Below are 20,346 nucleotides of genomic sequence, written 5' to 3'. Positions count from 1 at the left end.
CGATAAGAAACGTCAAAGTTTCTAAGGAGAGTTGTGGGACGACGGCGCGGCGATGCGCTCGAGGCGGCGATCCTCGAAGCGGCCTGGGACGAGTTGAGCGAGCGGGGGTACACCAACCTGACCGTCGACTCCGTCGCCCGGCGGGCCGGCACCAGCAAACCGGTGCTCTACCGGCGCTGGGCGGACAAGCAGAAGCTGGTCGAGGCGGCGGTCGTCCGCCGCAATGCGCTCCAACGGATCACCCCGGCCGACACCGGGTCCCTGCGCGGCGACCTGATCGCCAGTCTCACCGAGTTGAGCGAGAAACAGGGGCCGTTCCTCGTCCAACTCAGCCTGCTGCTCACCGGCTACTTCGCCGAGACCGACAGCAGCTTCGCCGAGCTGCGCGAGATGTTCGTCGCCGGGCGCCGCTCCGGACGCGACGAGATCATGGAGCGCGCCATCGAGCGCGGCGAGATCGATCCGGCCAAGCTCACGCCGCGGATCGCCTCACTCCCCTTCGACCTGCTTCGAGGCGAGACGATGATGACGCTACGGCCGGTGCCGCCCGAGGCGATCGAGGAGATCGTCGACACGATCTTCCTCCCGCTGGTGCGGTAGCGCTCCGCTGGGGGTGCCGGGACGAGCCGCGCCCCCGCGGCGGAGCCGTTTATCGATACCGCCCCGCGCCCCTTCAGGACGTTGCCGTGCCGAAGTCCGGCAGGGTGACCGAGCCATCCTCGGCCAGAGGGAAGGCGGGGTTGTGGGCGATCTCCCACGCGTGGCCGTCGGGGTCGGTGAAGGCGCTGGAGTAGAAGCCGATCTCATTGACGGCTGCGGGCTTGGTGATCGTCCCGCCGGCCCGTTCCACCGCCGCGAGGAGCGCGTCGACCTCCGCCTCGGACCGCACGTTGTGCGCGAGGACGATACCGCCGAAACCGCCCGCCTGCCCGGGCTCCAGACCGCAGTCCCGCGCCAGCTTGTCCCGGCCCCACAGCACCAGCCCCAGGCCGCCCGCCTGGAAGAAGACGGTCTCCTGCACCTCCTGGCCCCGCCAGCCCAGGGCCTCGTAGAAGGCCTTGGAGCGGGCCAGATCGGAGACTCCCAGCGTGATCAGAGTGATGCGCTGTTCCATTCCCCCACCGTACGACTCGTGCGGCGCGCTCAGCCCGGCGTGACCAGCCGCGCCTCGTACGCGAACACCGCCGCCTGCGTCCGGTCCCGCAGCCCCAGCTTCACCAGGATGCGGCTGACGTGGGTCTTGATCGTCGACTCGGCGACCACCAGCCGCTCGGCGATCTCCGCGTTCGACAGGCCCTGCGCGATCAGGACCAGCACCTCGGTCTCCCGCTCGGTCAGCTCCCCGTACGCGGCGTGCGCGGAGGACATCAGGCGCGGGGAGTCGGACAGCTTGGAGAACTCCGTGATCAGCCGCCGGGTGACGGAGGGGGCGAGGAGGGCCTCGCCGCCCGCCACGACCCGCACACCGTCGGCGAGCTGGCGTGCCGAGGCGTCCTTCAGCAGGAACCCGGAGGCTCCCGCGCGCAGCGCCTGGTACACGTACTCGTCGAGGTCGAAGGTGGTGAGCACCAGGACCTTCGCGGAGCCGTCGGCCGCCACGATCTCCCGGGTCGCCTCGATGCCGTTCAGCTCGGGCATGCGAATGTCCATCAACACGACGTCCGGGGCGAGTTCACGGACCCGCTCCACCGCCTCGCGGCCGTTCACCGCCTCGCCGACGACCTCGATGTCCGGCATCGCGTTCAGCAGGACCGAGAAGCCCTCGCGCACCATCATCTGGTCGTCCGCGATCAGCACGCGGATGGTCATGAGCCGTCCTCAGTGGTCATGGTGACCGGCAGGAACACCGCCACCTCATAGCCGCCGTCGTCGGTGCGGGCCGCCGTCATCTCGCCGTTCAGCATGGTGACCCGCTCCCGCATGCCGGTGATGCCGTGCCCGGCGCCCGGCGAAGGCTTGACCAGGGCGGGCGCGGGCGGCGGGCCGTTGACTATGCGCAGACCGAGGCCGCCGAGGACGTACCCGATCTCCACGCGGGCGCTCGCGCCGGGCGCGTGCCGCAGGGTGTTGCTCAGGGCCTCCTGCACGATCCGGTACGCCGACAGCTCCACGCCGGGCGGTAGTTCACGCACCGCGCCGGTCACCGCCTTCTCGACGGTCAGTCCCGCGTCCCGCACGTTCGCCAGCAGGGCGTCCAGGTCGGCGAGGGTGGGCTGCGGGGCGTCCGGGGCCTCGTAGTCCTCGGCGCGGACGACGCCCAGGACGCGGCGCAGTTCGGTGAGGGCCGCCACCGCGTTCTCCCGGATGGTGGCGAAGGCCCGCTCCAGCTCGGGCGGCGGGTTCTCCACCCGGTAGGGCGCGGCCTCGGCCTGGATGGCGACGACCGACATGTGGTGGGCGACCACGTCGTGCAGCTCGCGGGCGATGTTCGTGCGCTCCTCCAGCAGGGTCCGCCGGGAGCGCTCGTGCTCGGTCACCGTCTGCTGGGCGGTCACCTCCTGGCGGGCCTGCCTGCGGGTGTGCCAGATGGCGACGACGAGCAGGATCAGCGCCGAGAAGACCAGAAACGGGGCGGTGTCGTCGCCGTAGTAGTAACTCGGGCCGAATATCACGTCCGCCACGAAGCCGTACGCCGCGGTGACGGCCCACATGTAGCCGGCCGTGCGCGGCCTGGTGCGTATGGCCACGACCGTCAGCACGGTCAGATGACAGGCGAAGTTGGCGGGCTGCCAGGGGTAGCCGTCCACGGAGTCGGCGAAGAGCTGGCTGAGCGGGGTGGCCGCCATGGACAGCCAGAACGCTCCGACCGGCCGGATCATGGTCAGCAGGATCGGAAGCGCGGCGAGCGGACCGAGCACCACGGCCGCACCCTCGTTGTCGACGGAGGCCATGAGCAGGGCGAGCAGGGCGACCGCGGAGATCAGGGCGTGCGGTGTCCAGGCCACGTACTCCCGCAGGCGGCCCGGGAGCCGGCGGGTCAGCGGGCCGTCGACACTCATCCGCGGCAGCGGGCGGTAGGCGAAGGCGTCGTGGAACAGGTCCTGCCGCAGCCCCTGCAGGGCGTCCGCGGCCAGCCGGAACTCCGGGCTGCGCTGCTTGGCCGCGTCCCCCGGCGGGGTCGGCGTCTGAGTCGTCTCGGTCACGTACAGAAAGGTAGGCGCACAGCCGTGTCGCGGTCGTCCCCAGTGAGAGGGGTTCCCGCGGGTCCGTCTCAGGTACTACGGGTGTCCCCGCAGGTCGTGGGCTTGGTGCCCGCCCTGCTGCCCCGCAGGTCGTGCGCGAGCTGCCCGCCCTGCGTGCCGGCTCAGTACCCGGAGGGCCGCACCAGCCCCGACTCGTACGCGAACACCGCCGCCTGCGTCCGGTCCCGCAGCCCCAGCTTCACCAGGATCCGGCCCACATGGGTCTTCACGGTCTGCTCGGCCACGACCAGCCGCTCGGCGATCTCCGCGTTCGACAGGCCCTGCGCGATCAGGGCGAGAACCTCCGTCTCGCGTTCGGTCAGGCCGGCGACGCGGTCCTTGAGCGGGCTGCGGGGCCGTTTGTCCAGGCGGGAGAACTGGGCGAGCAGGCGGCGGGTGATGCCGGGCGCGAGGAGCGCGTCCCCGGCGGCCACGATCCTCACCGCCTCGGCCAGTTGGTCGGCTGAGGCGTCCTTGAGGAGGAAGCCCGAGGCACCGGCGCGCAGCGCCTCGTACACGTACTCGTCGAGGTCGAAGGTGGTCAGCACCAGCACCTTGATGTGCGGTGTCGCGTCGGTGATCCGGCGGGTGGCCTCGATGCCGCCGAGCTCGGGCATGCGGATGTCCATCAGCACGACGTCGGGGGCGAGTTCGGCGACCTTCGCCACCGCGTCCAGGCCGTCGACCGCCTGCCCGATCACATCGATGTCGGGCTTGGTGTTGAGCAGCACGGAGAAACCCTGCCGGACCATCTGCTGGTCGTCGGCGATGAGTACACGGATGGGGCTGCTCGTCATGGGGGCGGTTCTCCTGTCAGGGGTGGGGAGCGGACGGGGCGTCGCCCCGTGGGAGGAAGGCCGAGACCGCGAAGCCGCCGTGCTGGGTCGGGGCCGCGGTGAGGTGGCCGCCGAGCATCGCCGCGCGCTCCCGCATGCCGAGCAGGCCGTGTCCCGCGCCCGAGGAAGGCGGAACCGGTCGCTGGGGGCGGGAGTTGACGACGCCCAGATGCAGGCCGTGGTAGTCGTGCGAGATCTCGACGCGCACCTCCGAGCCGGGCGCGTGCCGCAGGGCGTTGCTGAGTGCCTCCTGGATGATCCGGTACGCGGACAGCTCGACTCCCGTGGGGTACGAGTGGGCCTCGCCCCTTATGTCGGTGACGACGTCCAGTCCGGCGGCACGGGTGTTCGCGATGAGGGCGTCGAGCCGGTCGAGCCCGGGCTGTGGCGCGTCGGGGGCGGCTCCGGTGCCCGGCCCGCCGAGGCCGTAGGGGTCCTCCGGGTTGTCGGGGTCCTCGGAGCGCAGGACCCCGAGGACCCGGCGCAGTTCGGTGAGCGCGTCCAGGGCGTTCTGCCGGATGCCCGCGAGGTTCGCCCGCAGCTCCTCGGAGGGGTTCTCCGCCAGGTGCGGCGCCACCTGGGCCTGGATGGAGATGACCGACATGTGGTGGGCGACCACGTCGTGCAGTTCGCGGGCGATACGGCTGCGCTCCTCCAGGAGGGTGCGCCGGGCCCGCTCCTCGGCGGTGATGGTGGTCTGCCGGCCGAGTTCGGCACGGGCTTCCCGGCGGCCGCGCAGCGCCATGCCGAGCACCACGGCGACGACGAACAGAGAGACGGCGACCGCCCCGGTGCTCTGGTAGCCCGGCGCGCCCAGCAGGCCCTGAAGGACGTAGGTGACCAGCGCGGACAGGGCCAGCACCTCGACGGACACCCGGGTGGGCACCCGAAGGGCGAGCAGCAGCAGCACGAGCAGGTGCGCGATGAGCCCGGCCGACGTCCACGGCCAGGTGAAATCGTGCGCGTCACCGGACAGCAGCCGCTGACGCACCGCGAGGGCCCCGACCACGGTGGCCGCCATCGACAGCCACCACGCCGGGATCGGCCGCCACATGGCGAGCACCAGCGCGCCACCCTGCGCGATCGCGACCGGGAAGGCGATCCCGAAGGCCAGCGCTCCGTCGTCCTGGAGTTGTGCCGTGCCGCCGAGCGTGATGCCGAGCGTCGCCACCAGGCACAGCACCCCGTGCGGCAGCCAGCGCAACCACACCGAGGGGGGCAGCGGGTCCACCCTGACCGTCCACAGGTCGTCGCGCAGCACCCGCAGCCGGCGCCGCGATCGGCTCACGAACGCGCGCCGGGTCCCGGGCTCCGCCCCCATCCCCGCCCCCGTCTCCGACACATCGCCAACCCTAGGCATGGTGGCGTACCTCCGTTTCACTGCCGTGAGAGACCCGCTGGGCCCGGATGACCCGGGAGCGGCGGCCGGTCGGCCGGCGCGGGCCCTGCTCGTAGGTGCGAAAGGCCGTCCAGCAGGCTGCCAGCGCCAGGGCGAACAGCGGGAGCCAGGCCAAACGGGCCGCCACCCATACGAGGTCGTCGGGGAGCGTGTGCAGGCCGGGCAGGCGGCCGGTCTGCAGCAGCGCGGCCGTGGTCGCCATCAGGGCCGTCTGGTGCCAGAGGAAGATCGTCATCGCGGAGAGGTTGACGAGGGCCACCGCCGCCCAGGCCAGGGGGCGGCGCATCGCACGGCGCAGTGGCTCACGCAGGAGCAGGGCCAGGCCGCACTGGGCCAGGCCGAAGCCGACCGCGGCCAGCGTCGGCGGGTTGAGGTTGGAGATCCCGGCGCCCGGGACGCCGACCATCGACGCCGGGTAGCCGGCCCCGGCGACCAGCGCGGCCGTCCCGACCGCGCCGGCCGTCAGCAGGATCCACCCCGCGCGGCGGCGCTCCAGCTCGCCCCGGGTCCAGGCCGCGCCCAGGGTGTACGGCACCAGCCAGCCGGCCGCCACGTTCACCCAGCCGAGCCAGGCGGGGGCGCCGAATCCGAAGCGAAGGAGGTCCACGTGGAGGACGACGGCCAGCGGCCAGAGCGGGTTGAGACGCAGCAGGAGGGGTGTCGCCGCCGTCAGCGCCGCGAAGACCAGCAGGAACCACAGCGGGGACAGGGCCAGTTTGAGCAGCGCGTGGATCGTGGCCGGGTCCGTGCCCGAGACGAGCAGCAGGAGTGACGCCACCGTCCACAGGGTGAGGACGGCCGCCACCGGTTTGAACAGGCGGGCCAGCCGCGACCGCAGCCACTGTCCGTACGTCGCGCCCCGGGCCCGGGCCGACGTGTAGCCGCGCGTCGCCACATGGCCGCCGACCAGGAAGAACACGGCGAGGGTCTGGAAGACCCAGGAGATCGGGGCCAGCCAGGGCATGTGCTGGAGCGGGCTCGCGGTGTGCAGGCCCTCGCCGTCCGCCACCAGGGCCGTGACCAGCCAGTGGCCGAGGACCACGCCGAGGATGGCGAAGGCGCGCAGGGCGTCGACCGCCCGGTCCCTCTCGGCGGGCGTGGCGGCGTCGACACGGGCGGCCCCTCGCCGTATGCCCGTCCACGCGCCGCGAATCCTCCCCCGCTCCCGGCTTCGTCCGAGCGGGGGTACCTCCCTCGCGGTCGGGGAGTCAGCCATGGGACACCTCCGAGGTCTCGCCCAGGACGATGCGGGTCAGGTTGGCCAGGGACGTGGAGCCCGGCCTGAAGTAGTCGCTGTGGCCGCCGTCGCCCGCCGCGAAGACCCGGGCTCCGAAGGACGGGGACACCGGGTCGGCGCCGAAGCCCACGGTGGTGCCGAGCAGGTCGACCTCGATGTGCGGGACCTCCGCGACCCAGTCGTCACCGCCGCGGGCCGCCCAGACGTGGGCCGGGGTGTGCAGCGCCGCGGCGGTGTCGGCGCCGGTGCCGGGGCTGCCGAGCAGCGCGATGTCGTCCACGTCCAGGTGGGAGGCGGCGCGGCCGCAGACCACCGAGCCGTAGGAGTGGCACAGGAGGAAGACGTGGGTCTCCTGGCCGGTGACGGCACGCAGCCGCCGTATGAACTCCCGCAGTTTCGGGGCCGCTTCCTCCGCTCTGCCCGCCGTCGCGACCGTGGTGCTGACCGTGGCCGGTGTCTCGTAGCCGAGCCAGGCCACGACGGCCGTGCGGGTGCCCTGCGGGGCCTGTCGGGTGAGCCGTTCGTGCAGGGCCCTCGCGGCGTCGCGGAAGCGGTCGTAGGTGTCGATGGACGTGTCGGAGCCCGGGACCAGGACCGCGACGCGGTCGGCGTGGGCCAGGTCGCCGAAGACCTCCGTCGCGAGGCCGGGGCCGCGGCCGTCGAAGGCGAGGAAGCGGCGGGACGGGTCGGCCATCGCGCGGTCCGCGGCGGCCCGTTCACGGTTGCCGTGGGCCTCGGCCATACGGGACGCCTCGGCGGCGTTGGCACGGTTGGCCGCGTACGCCTCGTCCAGCGTCGCCGCCGTCACCGGAGCGGCGAGGGCGGCCGGGGCCGGGGCGGGGATCTCGGGGCGCGCGGCGCCGGACAGCGGGACGACGACGGCGCCCGTGATCAGGGAGGCGAGGAGGACCCGGCGCCAACGGGCGGTGCGGTGAGCGCCATGGATGCGGGTCGGCCGTGTCGGCTCGCTCGTCTCCTGTGCCGTATGCGGCTCCGGACCCGTACGCGGATCCCGCGCATCGGTCGGCGCGCTCGCCTCGGCTGCCCCCGTCGTACGCCCCATGGTCGTCTTCCCTTCCAGTCCGCCCGGCCATCGGGCTTGTCTGGTGGGGAAATTACGGATCCGGACTCGTCGTCCGCGTCACGCCAGGGAGCTCACCTGCGAGGTAGCTCTCAGGTACTACGGGTATGAGGGGGCAGCCCCACGACAGGGCTCACCACGCCAACTGCGCGATCTCCTCAACCACCACCGCACACGCGTCCGCCGCCGGATCGATCAGCGGGAAGTGCCCGACGTCCTCCAGCAGCGTCAGCCCGACGACCTCCCCGGCCTTCGCCGCCGCGTCCGCGTACGACTCGGCGACGGCCTGCGGAACGACATCGTCCGTGCGGCCCTGGACGAGGGTCGTGGCGATGCCGGTCGGGAGCAGGAGCGCGGGGTCGGCGTACGGCCGGCGTTCGGCGAACTCCTCCGCGCCGCCCAGGAGTTGCCGCGCCGCGCCCCCGCAGACGTCCAGCTTGTCGGCGACCGTGAAGTCCGCGATCGGGGCCAGGGCGACCACACCCCGCAGCGGCGCGGGCCGGTCGGTGCGCCAGGGGGCGTCCGCGGGCAGGCAGTGGCGGGCCGCCGCCCAGAGGGCCAGGTGGCCGCCGGCCGAGTGGCCGGTGAGCACGATCCGGCGCGGGTCGGCCTGCGGGAGCGCCTCCCGTACCAGCGCGGGCAGCGCGTCCAGCGCGGCGGCGACGTCGTCGAAGGTCTCCGGCCAGCGCCCGGCGACCGGACCACCGCCCGCATCCCCCGCGCCCCCCGAACCAGCCGGGCCACCGGTACCCTGCGTGACCCTCGCACCCTCGACGCCCCCCGCAGCGCCGGCAGCCCCCGTCACGCCGGTCACCCCGGTCACCCCCGCGATCTCCGCCCCCCGCCGGTACTCCACATTGGCCACGGCGAACCCCCGTCGCGCCAGAAAGCCCGCGAACGGAGTGACATGCCGTCGGTCGTACGGCGCCCGCCACGCCCCGCCGTGCAGCAGGACGACCAGCGGGGCCGGGCCGCCCGGGCCGGCCTCGCCGCGTGGCGCGTAGAAGTCGATCACCTGGTCGGGGTGGCCGCCGTACGAGGCGATGGCGTCGGGGTCGACGGGCGGGTGCGAGAAGGCCGACTCCTCCTCTGCGGCGGCCCGGGCTGCTGCGACGTCGTCCGGCATGCTCCAACCTCTCAGCGACATAAAGGATTTGCACGGTGGCGGGGGTGGCGGACCAGGGTGGGGATTCGGCCGTTGGCGGGGACGGTACCAGGCCGGTGACGTGCGTCGACACGGGGATGTCACGCTCGGTGAGGGTTAAACGGTTCTGCTGTTTCGTTACGCTGGCATCGAAGATCGCGTCGCGCATCGTATGCGCACCAAGGAGGCCGATATGTCCGCCGAACCCGGCACCGTACGTCCCGGAGGGCGCACCGCGCGTGTCCGTGCGGCCGTGCTGCGGGCGGCCGGGGACGTTCTGGCGGAGCAGGGTTTCGACGGCCTCGACCTCGCCGACGTCGCCCGGCGCGCGGAGGTCGGCAAGACGACGGTGTACCGGCGGTGGGGCTCGGTGACGGGACTGGTGGCCGACCTGCTCGCCGAGATGGCCGAGCAGTCGCTGCCCCGCGAGGAGACCGGGTCCGTGCTCGGGGATCTGCGGGCCAACGCGGAGCTGGTGCGGCGGACGTTGGCCGATCCCCGGCAGGGCGCGCTCTTCCGCGCCGTCATCGCCGCGGCGACCTGCGACGAACGTACGGCGCAGGCGCTGCGGCGGTTCTACGAGCTGCGGGTGGCGGAGTGGGCGCCGTGCGTGGAACAGGGCGTCGCCAGGGGCGAGTTGCCTGCCGGCACGGACGCGGAGGCGGTCGTACGGGCGGTGTCGGCGCCCCTCTACTACCAGCTGCTGACGACCGGGACGATCCCGGACGCCCCCGCCGCGGAGCGCGCCGCACGGGCCGCGCACGCCGCCGCCGCGGCGGGGGTGTATGTCACCTAGGTCGTGTCCGCAAAGTCCCGTCGTCCGCCCGGAGGGCAGGCGGGACTTTGCTGACACGGCCTAGGACCGGCGGCCGGGGTCAGCGCAGCACCTCGGCCAGCACCCGCGCCGCCCGCTCCACGTCCGCGAACCCCACGTACAGCGGCGTGAAGCCGAACCGCAGCACATCCGGATGCCGGAAGTCGCCGACGACGCCTCGCTCGATGAGCCGCTTCATCACGTCCCCGGCGTCCGGGCACCGCAACGCCACCTGGCTGCCGCGCTCCGCATGCGCCACCGGCGTCACCGACTCCACGCGCCCCTCGCCCGTGTACGCCCCGACGCATTCCAGGAAGAAGTCCGTCAGCGCGAGCGACTTCGCCCGTACCGCCTCGATCGACACGCCGTCCCAGACCTCCAGCGCCGCCTCCAGGGCGAGCATGGAGAGGATGTCCGGCGTTCCGACGCGACCGCGCAGCGCGCCCGCCGCCGGTTCGAAGTCGGCGCGCATCCCGAAGGGCTCGGCGTGCGAGTTCCAGCCGGGCAGCGGGGAGTCGAAGCGGTCCTGGAGCTCCCGGCGCACATACAGGTACGCCGGTGAACCGGGGCCGCCGTTCAGGTACTTGTAGGTGCAGCCGACGGCCAGGTCCACCCCGTGCTCGTCCAGTCCGACCGGCAGCGCGCCCGCGCTGTGGCACAGGTCCCACACGGCGAGCGCCCCCGCCGCGTGCACGGCTGCGGTCAGGGACGGCAGGTCGTGCAGCCGGCCGGTGCGGTAGTCGACGTGGTTGAGGAGGACGGCGGCGGTACGGCCGGACAGCGCCGCGGGCACCTCGGCGGGCGTCACGGGGCGCAGCGCACGGCCGGTCATCCGGGCCGCCGACTCGGCGATGTACCCGTCGGTGGGGAAGGTGGTCGCGTCGACGAGGATCTCGTCGCGGTCGTCCCCGGCCATCCGTACGGCCGCCACAAGTGCCTTGAAGACGTTGACACTTGTAGAGTCGCCGACCACGATCTGGCCGGGCGCGGCCCCGACCAGCGGGGCGATCCGGTCGCCGATCCGCTCGGGCGCGGTCCACCAGCCGCTCTCGTCCCAGGACCGGATGCGCAGCTCGCCCCACTGCCGCCGTACGACGTCCTCGACGCGGCCGGGGACGTTCGCGGGCAGCGCGCCCAGGGAGTTGCCGTCCAGGTAGACAACGTCGTCGAGAACGAACTGCTTGCGGGTGCCGGCCAGTTCGTCGGCGGCGTCCAGCGTGCCCGCCCTCGCCACCAGCTCGGACATGGCGGTCGGCTCAGACATGGGACCTCGCCGTCCACAGCTCCGGGAACACGTTCTTCTGTGCGCGCTTCTCCAGCCAGGCCACCCCGGCCGAGCCGCCCGTGCCGGGCTTGGCGCCCATCGCGCGCCGGGTGGCGACCAGATGGTCGTTGCGCCAGCGCCAGACGAGTTCCGCGACGTCGGTCAACGCCTCGCCGAGCCGGGTGAGTTCGGAGTTCTGGTCGCCCGCGTAGATCGCGGTCCAGACGGCCTCGACCTCGTCGGACGGCACGTACCGCTGCGAGACGTCCCGCCGCAGGACGGCCTCGGGGACGTCGCACCCGCGCCGGGCGAGGAACCGCAGCACCTCGTCGTACAGGCTCGGCTCGTGCAGCGCCTTCTCCAGTTCCGCGTGGACGCGGGGTGCGCCGCGGTGCGGGACCAGCATGGACGCGGACTTCTCGGCGAGCAGGAACTCCATCCGGCGGTACATCGCCGACTGGAAGCCGGAGCCCTCGCCGAGGGCGCTGCGGTAGGCGTTGAACTGGGCCGGCGTGAGCTGGCCGAGCGGCTTCCAGGAGGCGTTGAGGGCCTCCAGTTCCCGTACGGAACGCTTCAGGGCGTCGATCGCCACGCGCGGGTCGTCCTCGCGCAGGGCGCGCGCCGCGGTCTCCCACTCATGGACGATGACGGTGAACCACAGCTCCATCACCTGGGTCGTGACCAGGAAGACCATCTCTCCGGGATCGTCGGAGAGGGTGTGCTGGAGGTGGGTGAGCACGTCCGCCTTGACGTAGTCCTCGTAGGGCGTCGTGCCGGCGAAGTCGAGATGCGGGGTCTCGGGCTCCGAAGTCTCCGCGGACGGGTCCACGGACCTGTGAGCCTGCTGGGACATTGCTGTCTCCTGTGTAACTCCGGGTAGCGGTCCGCCCTGCCGTTATCGGCAAAGGGGCCCCGGTCCCCACCCGGCATACTCAGCCATCGCCCCGGGACACCGCAAGGCCCGCCCGGTCACACCGGCGGGCCTCACGGGAGCGGAGGCCAGGGCTAGCCCAGGGTCTGGGCCGCCGTCGGCGAGGAGTCCTTCAGGAACTGCGTGCAGCGCTCGTACTCCTCCTGCTCGCCGATCTGTCCGGCGGCGCGGGCGAGAGCGTGCAGGGCGCGCAGGAAGCCGCGGTTCGGCTCGTGCTCCCACGGGACCGGGCCGTGGCCCTTCCAGCCGTTGCGGCGCAGGGCGTCCAGGCCGCGGTGGTAGCCCGTACGGGCATAGGCGTACGACTCCACGACGCTGCCCCGCTCGAACGCCTCGTCGGCCAGCTGGGCCCAGGCCAGCGAGGAGGTCGGGTACTTCGCGGCGACGTCCGCGGGGGCGGTGCCGGCGGCGAGCAGCTCGCGCGGGCCGGGGTCGTCGGGGAGGTGGGTCGGGGGCGGGCCCCCGAGGAGGTTTTCGTGAATGGCCATGGGTTCAGTCTGGCCCATGGGGTGGGTCGGGCAGGCCGGGGTGGGGGGGCGGAGACGGCGACCGCACCCCCGAACGCCCGACGGGCTCTCCGGCACCGTCCGCCTACAGCCGTCGTCTACAGCCGCCGCCTGCTGCGCGACCCTTCCAGCGGCGGTGCCACCACCCCGCCATGGGTGCGGCACTCGGGCCGGGTGCAGTCGGGTGGCAGGCGCCGTACCGTCGCGAAGGCGAGGACCGCCCCCGCCGCCAGCACGGCCGCGCACAGGGCCATCGCCTGGTCGAAGGCCTCGTCGAAGGCGTCCGGGGAGCGGTACGCCTCCTGGCCCATCCCGGTCAGCACCGGCAGCGCGGCCACCGCGACCAGGCCGGCCGCGCGGGCCGCCGCGTTGTTGATGCCGCTGGCCAGGCCCGCCCGCGAGACGTCCACCGAGGCGAGGACGGTGGCGGTGAGCGGGGCCACCAGGGTGACCAGGCCGAGGCCGAGGACCAGCACGGCGGGCAGTACGTCGGCGACATAGGAGGCGTCCGGCCCGACGCGCAGCATCAGCAGCATGCCGGCCGTGCACAGCAGGGGCCCGACGGTGAGCGGGATGCGCGGACCGATCCGGTCGGCCAGGGCGCCGGAGCGGGCGGAGAGCAGCAGCATCAGGAGGGTCGTCGGCAGCAGTGCCGTACCGGCGCCGAGGGCCGAGTAGCCGGAGACGACCTGGAGCTGGATCACGGCGAGGAAGAAGAAGCCGCCGAGGGCCGCGTACACGCACAGCGTGACGAGATTGACCGCCGTGAACTGGCGGGACGCGAAGATGTCGAGCGGCATCATCGGGTCGGGGCGCCGCTTCTCGACCACCACGAAGGCGACCCCGGCCACCACACCCGCGACCGCCGTGAGGACCACGACCGGCGAGCCTTCCCCGGCCTCGATCAGCGCGTACGTCACCAGGGCGAGGGACAGGGCACCGAGGGCCGCGCCGAGGACGTCGAAGCGGCCGTGCTTGGTGCCGTCCCCCGACTCGGGGACATGCCGTACGGCGATCGGCGCGCACAGCAGCGCCAGCGGGACGTTGAGAAGGAACACCCAGCGCCAGCCCGGCCCGTCCACCAGCCAGCCGCCCAGGAACGGGCCGACCGCCGCGCCGATGCCCCCGAACCCGGACCACAGGCCGACCGCCCGCCCCCGGTCGTCGGGATGGAAGGACGCCTGGATGAGGGCCAGCGAGCCCGGCGTGAGGAGCGCCCCCCCGATGCCCTGCAGGGCCCGTGCCGCGATGAGCACCCCGGCGTTCGGGGCGAGCCCGCACAGCAGCGAGGCGACGGCGAACCACACGACCCCGATGACGAAGATCCGGCGCCGCCCGTACCGGTCCCCCAGCGAACCGCCCAGCAGGATCAGGCCGGCCAGCGTGAGCATGTACGCGTTGACCGTCCACTGGAGCGCGGCGAGGTCGGTGTCGAGGTCCTCACCGATGCGTGGGAGGGCGACGTTGACGACGGTCGAGTCCAGCATGGCCATGCTGGAGCCGAGGATGGTGGTGAGCAGGATCCACCTGCCCTGCGGTGAGGCCAGCCGGACGTCGGGCATGACCCCAGTAAACAGTGAGCCCGGCGCCGAAGCACCGGGCTCACCACGAACAACGGGTCGCCTACTTCAGCTTCGTACCCGTGGAACGCAGGTTGGCGCAGGCCTCCGTCACGCGGGCGGCCATGCTCGCCTCGGCGAGCTTGCCCCAGGTGCGCGGGTCGTAGGTCTTCTTGTTGCCGACCTCGCCGTCGACCTTCAGGACGCCGTCGTAGTTCTGGAACATGTGGGCCGCCACCGGACGGGTGAAGGCGTACTGGGTGTCGGTGTCGATGTTCATCTTGACCACGCCGTTGTCCAGGGCGGTCGCGATCTCCTCGGCGGTGGAGCCGGAGCCGCCGTGGAAGACGAAGTCGAACGGGGACGCCTTGCCGAACTTGGCGGCGACGCCCTCGTTGAGCTCCTTCAGCAGCTCGGGGCGGAGCACGACGTTGCCCGGCTTGTACACGCCGTGGACGTTGCCGAAGGAGGCGGCGAGCAGGTAGCGCCCCTTCTCACCCAGCCCCAGCGCCTCAGCCGTACGAATCGCGTCGTCGACGGTCGTGTACAGCGAGTCGTTGATCTCGTGCGAGACGCCGTCCTCCTCGCCGCCGGTCGGGGTGATCTCGACCTCAAGGATGATCTTGGCGGCGCGGGCGCGCTCCAGCAGCTCCTGCGCGATGGACAGGTTGTCGGCGAGGGTCTCGGCCGACCCGTCCCACATGTGGGACTGGAACAGCGGGTTCTCGCCGCGCGCGACGCGCTCCTCGGAGACGGCGAGCAGCGGACGTACGTACCCGTCGAGCTTGTCCTTCGGGCAGTGGTCCGTGTGCAGGGCGACGGTGATGTCGTACTTCTTGGCGACGATGTGCGCGAACTCGGCCAGGGCGACGGCGCCGGTGACCATGTCCTTGCTGTGCTGACCGCCCAGGAACTCGGCGCCACCCGTGGAGATCTGGATGATCCCGTCGCTCTCCGCCTCCGCGAAGCCGCGCAGGGCCGCGTGCAGGGTCTGGGAGGAGGTCACGTTGATGGCCGGGTAGGCGAACTTGCCTGCCTTCGCCCGGTCGAGCATCTCGTTGTAGACCTCGGGGGTTGCGATGGGCATCTGTCCGCTCCTTGGAGTGTGCGGGTTGACGTACTGCGTACGGCGTTCTTCTTACGGCCCTGACCTAGACCTTGGGGGGTGTGACGTCGTCGTCGGCCCCATCTTTCCAGACGAACCGGGATGCTCCGAGCGCCTGTCGGCCCGGCTGTTTCAGTCGAGTCCGAGCTCGTCCTTGGAGTACGCGAAGAGGTACGGCACGCCCGCGCCCTCCTGGATCTTCTCGGCCGCGCCGGTGGCCCGGTCGACGATGGTCGCGACGGCGACGACCTCGGCGCCCGCCTCGCGTACGGCCTCGACGGCGGTGAGCGGGGAGCCACCGGTGGTGGAGGTGTCCTCGACGACGAGCACGCGCCGCCCGTTGATGTCCGGCCCCTCGACCCGGCGCTGCAGCCCGTGCGCCTTGGCGGACTTGCGTACGACGAAGGCGTCCAGCCGCTTGCCGCGCGCGGCGGCGGCGTGCAGCATGGCGCCGGCGACGGGGTCGGCGCCCATGGTCAGCCCGCCCACCGCGTCGAACTCCAGCTCGGCGGTCAGGTCGAGCAGCACCTGCCCGACCAGCGGGGCGGCCTCCCCGTCGAGGGTGATCCGCCGAAGGTCGACGTAGTAGTCGGCTTCCAGACCCGACGACAGGGTCACCTTGCCGTGCACCACGGCCTTGTTCTTGATCTGTTCCAGCAGCTCACCGCGCACATCAGTCATGCAGCCCAGCTTAGAGGCGTCGCCAGCTCCAGACGGTGGTGGCCTCCAGCGGCTCCAGGGGCGTGACCAGCCGGGGCAGAGTGTTCAGCCCGTTGGGCGGCCCGGTCTGCGGCTCGACGCACACGGCGGCCTCCTGCTCGTCGTACACGACGACCCACTCCTCCCGGCTGCTCACTGTCAGCTCCAGCTGCCCCGGCCAGGTGAGGGTGACGTCGACGCCTCCGGGCATGCCGAAGCAGTCGTCCCAGGGGCCGGGCTTCGGCTCGACGCGGTTCCCGGTGGGCAGGTGATCGTCCCCGCGCTCCTCCTGCCAGGCGGGGCTGAAGTCGAGCCGGACGTCCTGGGCGCCCTCGCCGCCGAGGTTGCGGTTGAACCAGGGGTGCCAGCCGATCTGCGCCGGGAAGGAGGCCTCGTACGTCTCGACGGACATGGTGAGGCTGAGGCTGTCCGGGGTGAGCGCGACGACCTGGGTGACGCGACCCGGGTAGGGCCACGGCTCGACCAGGTCGTACGTGATGACGGCCTCGCCCTCGGCGACGCGGGCGACGCGCCAGACGCCGTCGCGTGCGGTGCCGTGGATGGCGTTCGGCGGGGCGTTGAGCGGCATCTGCCGCACGACGGCCCCGTCGAGGAACCGCCCGTCCCGGATCCGCCCGCACCAGGGAACCATCGGGAAACACCCGAACCGCTCGCCCTGCCGCAACAACTCGGTCCCCCCGACGCGCAGCCCTCCGACCCGCCCGCCGTTCCCCGGCAGCACGTCCACCTCCGCGTCACCCGCGGTCAGCGTGATGTGTTCGTTACTCACGGGACGACCCTACTGGGGTGATCAAGGGGCCAGAAGGGGCCCTCACCGACGCCGCCGCAGCATCCGCCCCACCACGATCGCCGACGCCAACACCACCGCCGCCGCCGGAGCCGCCCACCGCAACGCGGTGTTCGGCGCGACCGTCTGCGGCGCGGGAACCGGCGCATACCGCCCCCGCGGCGGCGCATGATCCACTTCCTCCGCGCTACGCCCGATCATCGTCCGCCGGGCATGCGCCGCCTCGGCAACGGGCGGCTCGCCCCCACCCGCGCCCTCGCCCCGGCTCTCACCCTGGGCCTGCCCCCGGCCCTCGCCGTCCCCCTCGCCCTCATCGGCAACAGGCTCCAGCGAAGGCGGCGGCACCTCGGCATCGAAAGCGGACGCGGACTCCGGCGCGGGCGCAGGCGCGTCATCCGCATCCGGCGTCGTCTCGAACTCGCTGGTCACCCGCGGCTCGAACTCCCCGGGCGCGAGGGCCTCCTCGACGGCATCCACCGCGACTTCGTCCTCGCCGCCGTCACTGCCCCCGCCCCGCCCCGAATCCCGCGCCGACTCCGACGCCGGCTCCGGTTCAGGCTCCGCCCGCTCCTCCGCCGCCGCACTGCCCAGGTTCTCCGCGAACCGGCTCAGCAGCCGCGTCACAGCCGCCCCGACCGCGTCCTCCGGCAACTCCGAGATCCGCCCGTCCGCCGAGGCCGTCCCCTCGAACCGCACCGTGCAGCCGCCCTCCGCATCCATCGGCCGCAGCGTGAGCGCGAGCTTCACCGAGCCGGTCCCGCGCGCCTCCGTCGCGTCGCCCTCGACGGCGTACGAACCGTCCTCGCGCTCGGAGAGCCGTACGAACCCCCGGTACGTGATGGTGTGCCCGCCGATCCGCACCTTCAGCCGCCCGGTCACCGGCTCGGCACCGGCGTCCTGCTGGAGCCCGGGAACCGCCCGGGCGACCCGGGCGGGGTCGGCCAGGACCTCCTTGAGCCGCTCGGCCACAACCGGAACGAACACCTCATGCTCCATGGTCACCGAGCCTACCCAGCAAGGCGCGAAACGCACCCCTGCGTCCCGGGATTCGCCCCACCCGGCCGCCCACCGGGCGTATCCTCACCGGCCCCTCCACGGCTCCCCCCTCCCCGCCCCGTCAGTACCGCGGATGCACCAACGTCGAAGCCCCCACCCCGCCGACCCGCGTCCCCTCCGCCGCCCGCGCGGCCGCCGCCAGCCCCTTCTGTGTCAACGTCCCCAGCCGCGGCGCCGCCGCCCCCTCCCCGAGCCGCAGCGCCGGCCGGCTGCCCTGGCCCGCCAGGAGGAATCCCCAGTCGTGCGGTGCGCGTGTCGGGCCCGCTGTGCGGTCCGGGCCCGAGGCGAAGCCGGAGGCGTGGCCGGGGACGCGGTACGGGGCGGTGCGCAGGCCCGCGGCGCGCAGGGTCGTGTCGACCGTCCAGAAGACACGGGGGCGGGAGGCGACCGGCCCGGCGTGCACCGCTAGGCGGCCGCGCGGGGTCAGGACGCGGCGGGCGAGGCCGTAGAACTCCTGCGAGTACAGCTTGGTGCTGGCCGTGATGCCGGGGTCCGGCAGGTCCGAGATCACGACGTCGTACGTCGCCGGCGGCGCCGCCCGCAGCCAGCGGAAGGCGTCGCCGGTCATGACGTGGACGCGCGTGTCGTCGTACGCGTGCCCGTTGAGCCGGGAGAGGGGCGGATCGTGCCGCGCCAACCGAACCACCCCCGCGTCGACTTCGACCACATCGACCCGGTGCACCCCGGGATGGCGCAGCACTTCGCGCGCCGCCAGCCCGTCCCCGCCGCCGAGGATCAGCACGCGGGAGTGCTCGCCGTTCATCGCGGGGTGGACCAGCGCCTCGTGGTAGCGGCTAGCGTCGCGGCCGCTGACCCTGAGGCGGCCGTCGAGGAACAGGTCGAGCGGGCGGCCGTGCGTGCCGCCGGTGATGACGACCTCCTGGACGTCCGTCTGGAGCGCCACCCGTACGTCCCGCCCGTACACCTCGTGCCGTGCCGCCCGTTCGAAGTCGTCGACGAGTACGGCGGCGGCGGCGAGCACGCCGAGCACGGTGACGTTGGCGATCAGCAGGAGCCAGCGGGCCCGGCGGGTGAGGTCGCCCCCGAACAACCCGAGGACCAGCGCACCGCCCGCCACCGCGTTGACCGCGCCGGTGATCAGGGCCGAGGTCAACTGGCCCAGCAGGGGCAGCAGAAGGAAGGGGAACGCGAGGCCGCCGACGAGTGCGCCGACGTAGTCCGCCGCGAACAGGTCGGCCACCGCGCCGCCCGCGTCCTGGCGCCGGATGCGCTGGATCAGCTCCATCAGCAGCGGCACTTCGGCGCCGATGAGCAGGCCGATGGTGAGGGAGAAGGCGACGAGGAGGTAGCGGGGTCCGTCGGCCCACATGCCGCCCCAGTCGCCGGTCCAGGCGAAGACGGCGTACAGGGCGAGCGCGCTGCAGCCGCCGACGAGGGCGAGGACGGCCTCGATGGCGCCGAAGCCGGCGGCGGCGAGCGGGCGCAGGCGCTTGGCGACGAGGGAGCCGATACCCATCGCGAAGACCATGACGGAGAGCACGACGGAGGCCTGGGTGACCGAGTCGCCGATCAAGTACGAGGCGAGGGCGACGAGTTCGAGTTCATACACGAGTCCGCACGCGGCGCAGACGAACACGCACGCGAGAACCAGGAACCGTCCGGTGCCCTGCCGCACCGGCAGCCGCGCGTTGCCGCCCCAGGGCGGCGTCGTGCCGGGTGGGGCGGGGGCGTGCGGCTCGATCACGCTGCCGACGGTACGTTACGCCTGCGGCACGCAGCGTCACCCACACGTGTGTTGTTGAGGCGCGGCACGTTTGCGTCGCCGTCAGTGGGGACCGCCGCTCTCGCTCGGGCCAGGCAGGCCGGGCGGGTCCGGCGGGCCTGTCCCTGCCCCCGGCATCCGGACGCCGACCCGCGTCCGTGTCGCCACCAACTGCCCGTCCTGCGGATACGCGTGCCACGTCCGCCAGTGCACCTGCCCCTCGTGGTGCTGGGCGAGCATCGCGGTGAAAGCGTGCGGGCTGCCGGGGAACACACCTGCCAGGCCGTGCGGGTGGTCGGCGACCAGGGCCAGCAACTCCTGGGCGCGGCCCGCGAACTGACCTGGCGACAGGATCTCCACCCGGGCCGCGAACTCGTACTCCCAGTCACCGGCCCGCTTGGCCACCCCGAGCGGAAGCGGGGTGCTGCTGCCGGGCATACAGGCCACCGTCTCCGAGCAGACGCCACGCTCCTCCTCCACGAGCACCTGGTGGGACGCGCCGAGCAGTCTCAACTGAAGCTTCGCGCCGGTCAGTTCGAGGTCCAGCGTGGCCAGCGCGGGCAGCGGCTCCCGCCCCAGGGCCCAGGCGAGGTCGGCCGCGCGCGTGTCGGTGTAGGCGGTGTTCAGGGTCGTGAGCATGGGTCGGCTCCGCAAGCACGCAGGAAAGGGAGGTGTCGGTCTCCGGCGCACCCCGGCCGACACCGGGAAGCCGGCCCGGTCAGTCCAGTCGGCCGGTCAGAAGGGGTGCCCGGGGGACGTCCGAGGGGCTGCGTTGGTGAAAATTACTGAATCATGAACTGTGGCGCCGCCACAGCGTTTTTACCCAAGTTCGTGGGCTTTCCATCCCTCAGAGGGCTTATCAGCTCAACTGTTCAACTCCGGCGTACGCCGGGGCGCGGCCGCTCGGACCGCGAGCCGTGGGGAAACACCAGAGCGGGGCCGGTCCCAGTACCGGCCCCGCTCCGTACGGATGCGGTTCCCCCTTCCCGGGGAGCTCAGCTG

The 20,346-nt window shown here is 72.7% G+C and carries 20 protein-coding genes; 2 read left to right on the top strand and 18 right to left on the bottom strand.

Annotation, left to right across the window (positions count from 1 at the left end):
• Positions 1 to 33: 33 nt before the first annotated feature.
• Positions 34 to 600 carry a TetR/AcrR family transcriptional regulator gene (locus ACIBAG_RS13025; RefSeq protein WP_399104191.1) on the top strand — a complete coding sequence of 189 codons (567 nt, stop codon included), beginning with the start codon at positions 34 to 36 and terminating at the stop codon, positions 598 to 600.
• A 73-nt stretch (positions 601 to 673) separates the two neighbouring features.
• Here the strand turns inward: ACIBAG_RS13025 and ACIBAG_RS13020 are convergent, their stop codons facing one another.
• The 8 genes from ACIBAG_RS13020 to ACIBAG_RS12985 form a co-directional block, all read right to left on the bottom strand.
• Entirely contained in the window at positions 674 to 1,114 is a 441-nt protein-coding gene (locus tag ACIBAG_RS13020) for a VOC family protein (RefSeq protein ID WP_399104189.1), read from the bottom strand.
• A 29-nt stretch (positions 1,115 to 1,143) separates the two neighbouring features.
• Positions 1,144 to 1,809, bottom strand: coding sequence for a response regulator (locus ACIBAG_RS13015; protein WP_399104187.1), 666 nt, complete (start codon positions 1,807 to 1,809; stop codon positions 1,144 to 1,146).
• A complete protein-coding gene (locus tag ACIBAG_RS13010; RefSeq protein WP_399104185.1) occupies positions 1,806 to 3,143 on the bottom strand; it encodes a sensor histidine kinase in 1,338 nt (445 codons plus the stop codon). Before ACIBAG_RS13010 ends, ACIBAG_RS13015 begins: the two co-directional genes overlap by 4 nt.
• Positions 3,144 to 3,304: 161 nt before the next feature.
• Complete coding sequence (locus ACIBAG_RS13005; RefSeq protein ID WP_399104183.1) at positions 3,305 to 3,979, bottom strand: response regulator; 675 nt, start codon at positions 3,977 to 3,979, stop codon at positions 3,305 to 3,307.
• 16 nt (positions 3,980 to 3,995) lie between these two features.
• The gene (locus ACIBAG_RS13000; RefSeq protein WP_399104181.1) at positions 3,996 to 5,378 is read right to left on the bottom strand and encodes a sensor histidine kinase; all 1,383 of its coding nucleotides are present in this window, start codon (positions 5,376 to 5,378) and stop codon (positions 3,996 to 3,998) included.
• Positions 5,371 to 6,633 (bottom strand): acyltransferase, encoded by a 1,263-nt coding sequence (locus ACIBAG_RS12995; RefSeq protein ID WP_399104179.1) that lies wholly within the window; start codon positions 6,631 to 6,633, stop codon positions 5,371 to 5,373. The genes ACIBAG_RS13000 and ACIBAG_RS12995 overlap by 8 nt, the downstream gene beginning before the upstream one ends.
• Positions 6,626 to 7,717, bottom strand: coding sequence for an alpha/beta hydrolase (locus ACIBAG_RS12990; protein WP_399104177.1), 1,092 nt, complete (start codon positions 7,715 to 7,717; stop codon positions 6,626 to 6,628). The genes ACIBAG_RS12995 and ACIBAG_RS12990 overlap by 8 nt, the downstream gene beginning before the upstream one ends.
• Before the next feature lie 151 nt (positions 7,718 to 7,868).
• A complete protein-coding gene (locus ACIBAG_RS12985; RefSeq protein WP_399104175.1) occupies positions 7,869 to 8,861 on the bottom strand; it encodes an alpha/beta hydrolase in 993 nt (330 codons plus the stop codon).
• 211 nt (positions 8,862 to 9,072) lie between these two features.
• On the opposite strand from ACIBAG_RS12985, the gene ACIBAG_RS12980 reads away from it, so the two are divergent.
• Positions 9,073 to 9,675, top strand: a complete 603-nt coding sequence (locus ACIBAG_RS12980) for a TetR/AcrR family transcriptional regulator (protein ID WP_399104173.1) — start codon at positions 9,073 to 9,075, stop codon at positions 9,673 to 9,675.
• Positions 9,676 to 9,754: 79 nt separating this feature from the next.
• Here ACIBAG_RS12980 and kynU read toward each other — a convergent pair whose 3' ends face one another.
• The 10 genes from kynU to ACIBAG_RS12930 all read right to left on the bottom strand — a co-directional run bounded on the left by kynU (position 9,755) and on the right by ACIBAG_RS12930 (position 19,983).
• Complete coding sequence (kynU, locus tag ACIBAG_RS12975; RefSeq protein ID WP_399104521.1) at positions 9,755 to 10,939, bottom strand: kynureninase; 1,185 nt, start codon at positions 10,937 to 10,939, stop codon at positions 9,755 to 9,757.
• 10 nt (positions 10,940 to 10,949) lie between these two features.
• Positions 10,950 to 11,810 carry a tryptophan 2,3-dioxygenase family protein gene (locus ACIBAG_RS12970; RefSeq protein ID WP_399104171.1) on the bottom strand — a complete coding sequence of 287 codons (861 nt, stop codon included), beginning with the start codon at positions 11,808 to 11,810 and terminating at the stop codon, positions 10,950 to 10,952.
• Positions 11,811 to 11,962: 152 nt separating this feature from the next.
• The gene (locus tag ACIBAG_RS12965; protein ID WP_399104169.1) at positions 11,963 to 12,376 is read right to left on the bottom strand and encodes a DUF3151 domain-containing protein; all 414 of its coding nucleotides are present in this window, start codon (positions 12,374 to 12,376) and stop codon (positions 11,963 to 11,965) included.
• A 116-nt stretch (positions 12,377 to 12,492) separates the two neighbouring features.
• On the bottom strand, positions 12,493 to 13,956 hold the full coding sequence (locus ACIBAG_RS12960; RefSeq protein WP_399104167.1) for an MFS transporter: 1,464 nt from the start codon (positions 13,954 to 13,956) through the stop codon (positions 12,493 to 12,495).
• A gap of 61 nt (positions 13,957 to 14,017) precedes the next feature.
• Entirely contained in the window at positions 14,018 to 15,040 is a 1,023-nt protein-coding gene (fbaA, locus tag ACIBAG_RS12955) for a class II fructose-bisphosphate aldolase (protein ID WP_399104165.1), read from the bottom strand.
• 150 nt (positions 15,041 to 15,190) lie between these two features.
• The gene (gene pyrE / locus ACIBAG_RS12950; RefSeq protein WP_399104163.1) at positions 15,191 to 15,739 is read right to left on the bottom strand and encodes an orotate phosphoribosyltransferase; all 549 of its coding nucleotides are present in this window, start codon (positions 15,737 to 15,739) and stop codon (positions 15,191 to 15,193) included.
• Positions 15,740 to 15,749: 10 nt separating this feature from the next.
• Positions 15,750 to 16,547, bottom strand: a complete 798-nt coding sequence (locus ACIBAG_RS12945; RefSeq protein WP_399104161.1) for an aldose 1-epimerase — start codon at positions 16,545 to 16,547, stop codon at positions 15,750 to 15,752.
• Between the two features lie 42 nt (positions 16,548 to 16,589).
• Positions 16,590 to 17,561 carry an SRPBCC domain-containing protein gene (locus ACIBAG_RS12940; protein WP_399104159.1) on the bottom strand — a complete coding sequence of 324 codons (972 nt, stop codon included), beginning with the start codon at positions 17,559 to 17,561 and terminating at the stop codon, positions 16,590 to 16,592.
• Between the two features lie 121 nt (positions 17,562 to 17,682).
• The gene (locus ACIBAG_RS12935; RefSeq protein ID WP_399104157.1) at positions 17,683 to 19,326 is read right to left on the bottom strand and encodes a polyamine aminopropyltransferase; all 1,644 of its coding nucleotides are present in this window, start codon (positions 19,324 to 19,326) and stop codon (positions 17,683 to 17,685) included.
• A gap of 81 nt (positions 19,327 to 19,407) precedes the next feature.
• Positions 19,408 to 19,983, bottom strand: coding sequence for a DUF2617 family protein (locus ACIBAG_RS12930; RefSeq protein ID WP_399104155.1), 576 nt, complete (start codon positions 19,981 to 19,983; stop codon positions 19,408 to 19,410).
• Positions 19,984 to 20,346: the final 363 nt, after the last annotated feature.

Source organism: Streptomyces sp. NPDC051243 (assembly GCF_044455405.1).
In the GTDB taxonomy this organism is placed as follows: Bacteria; Actinomycetota; Actinomycetes; order Streptomycetales; family Streptomycetaceae; genus Streptomyces.
Note: the sequence above shows the minus strand (reverse complement) of the source record. Positions and strands in the feature narration are given on the sequence as shown.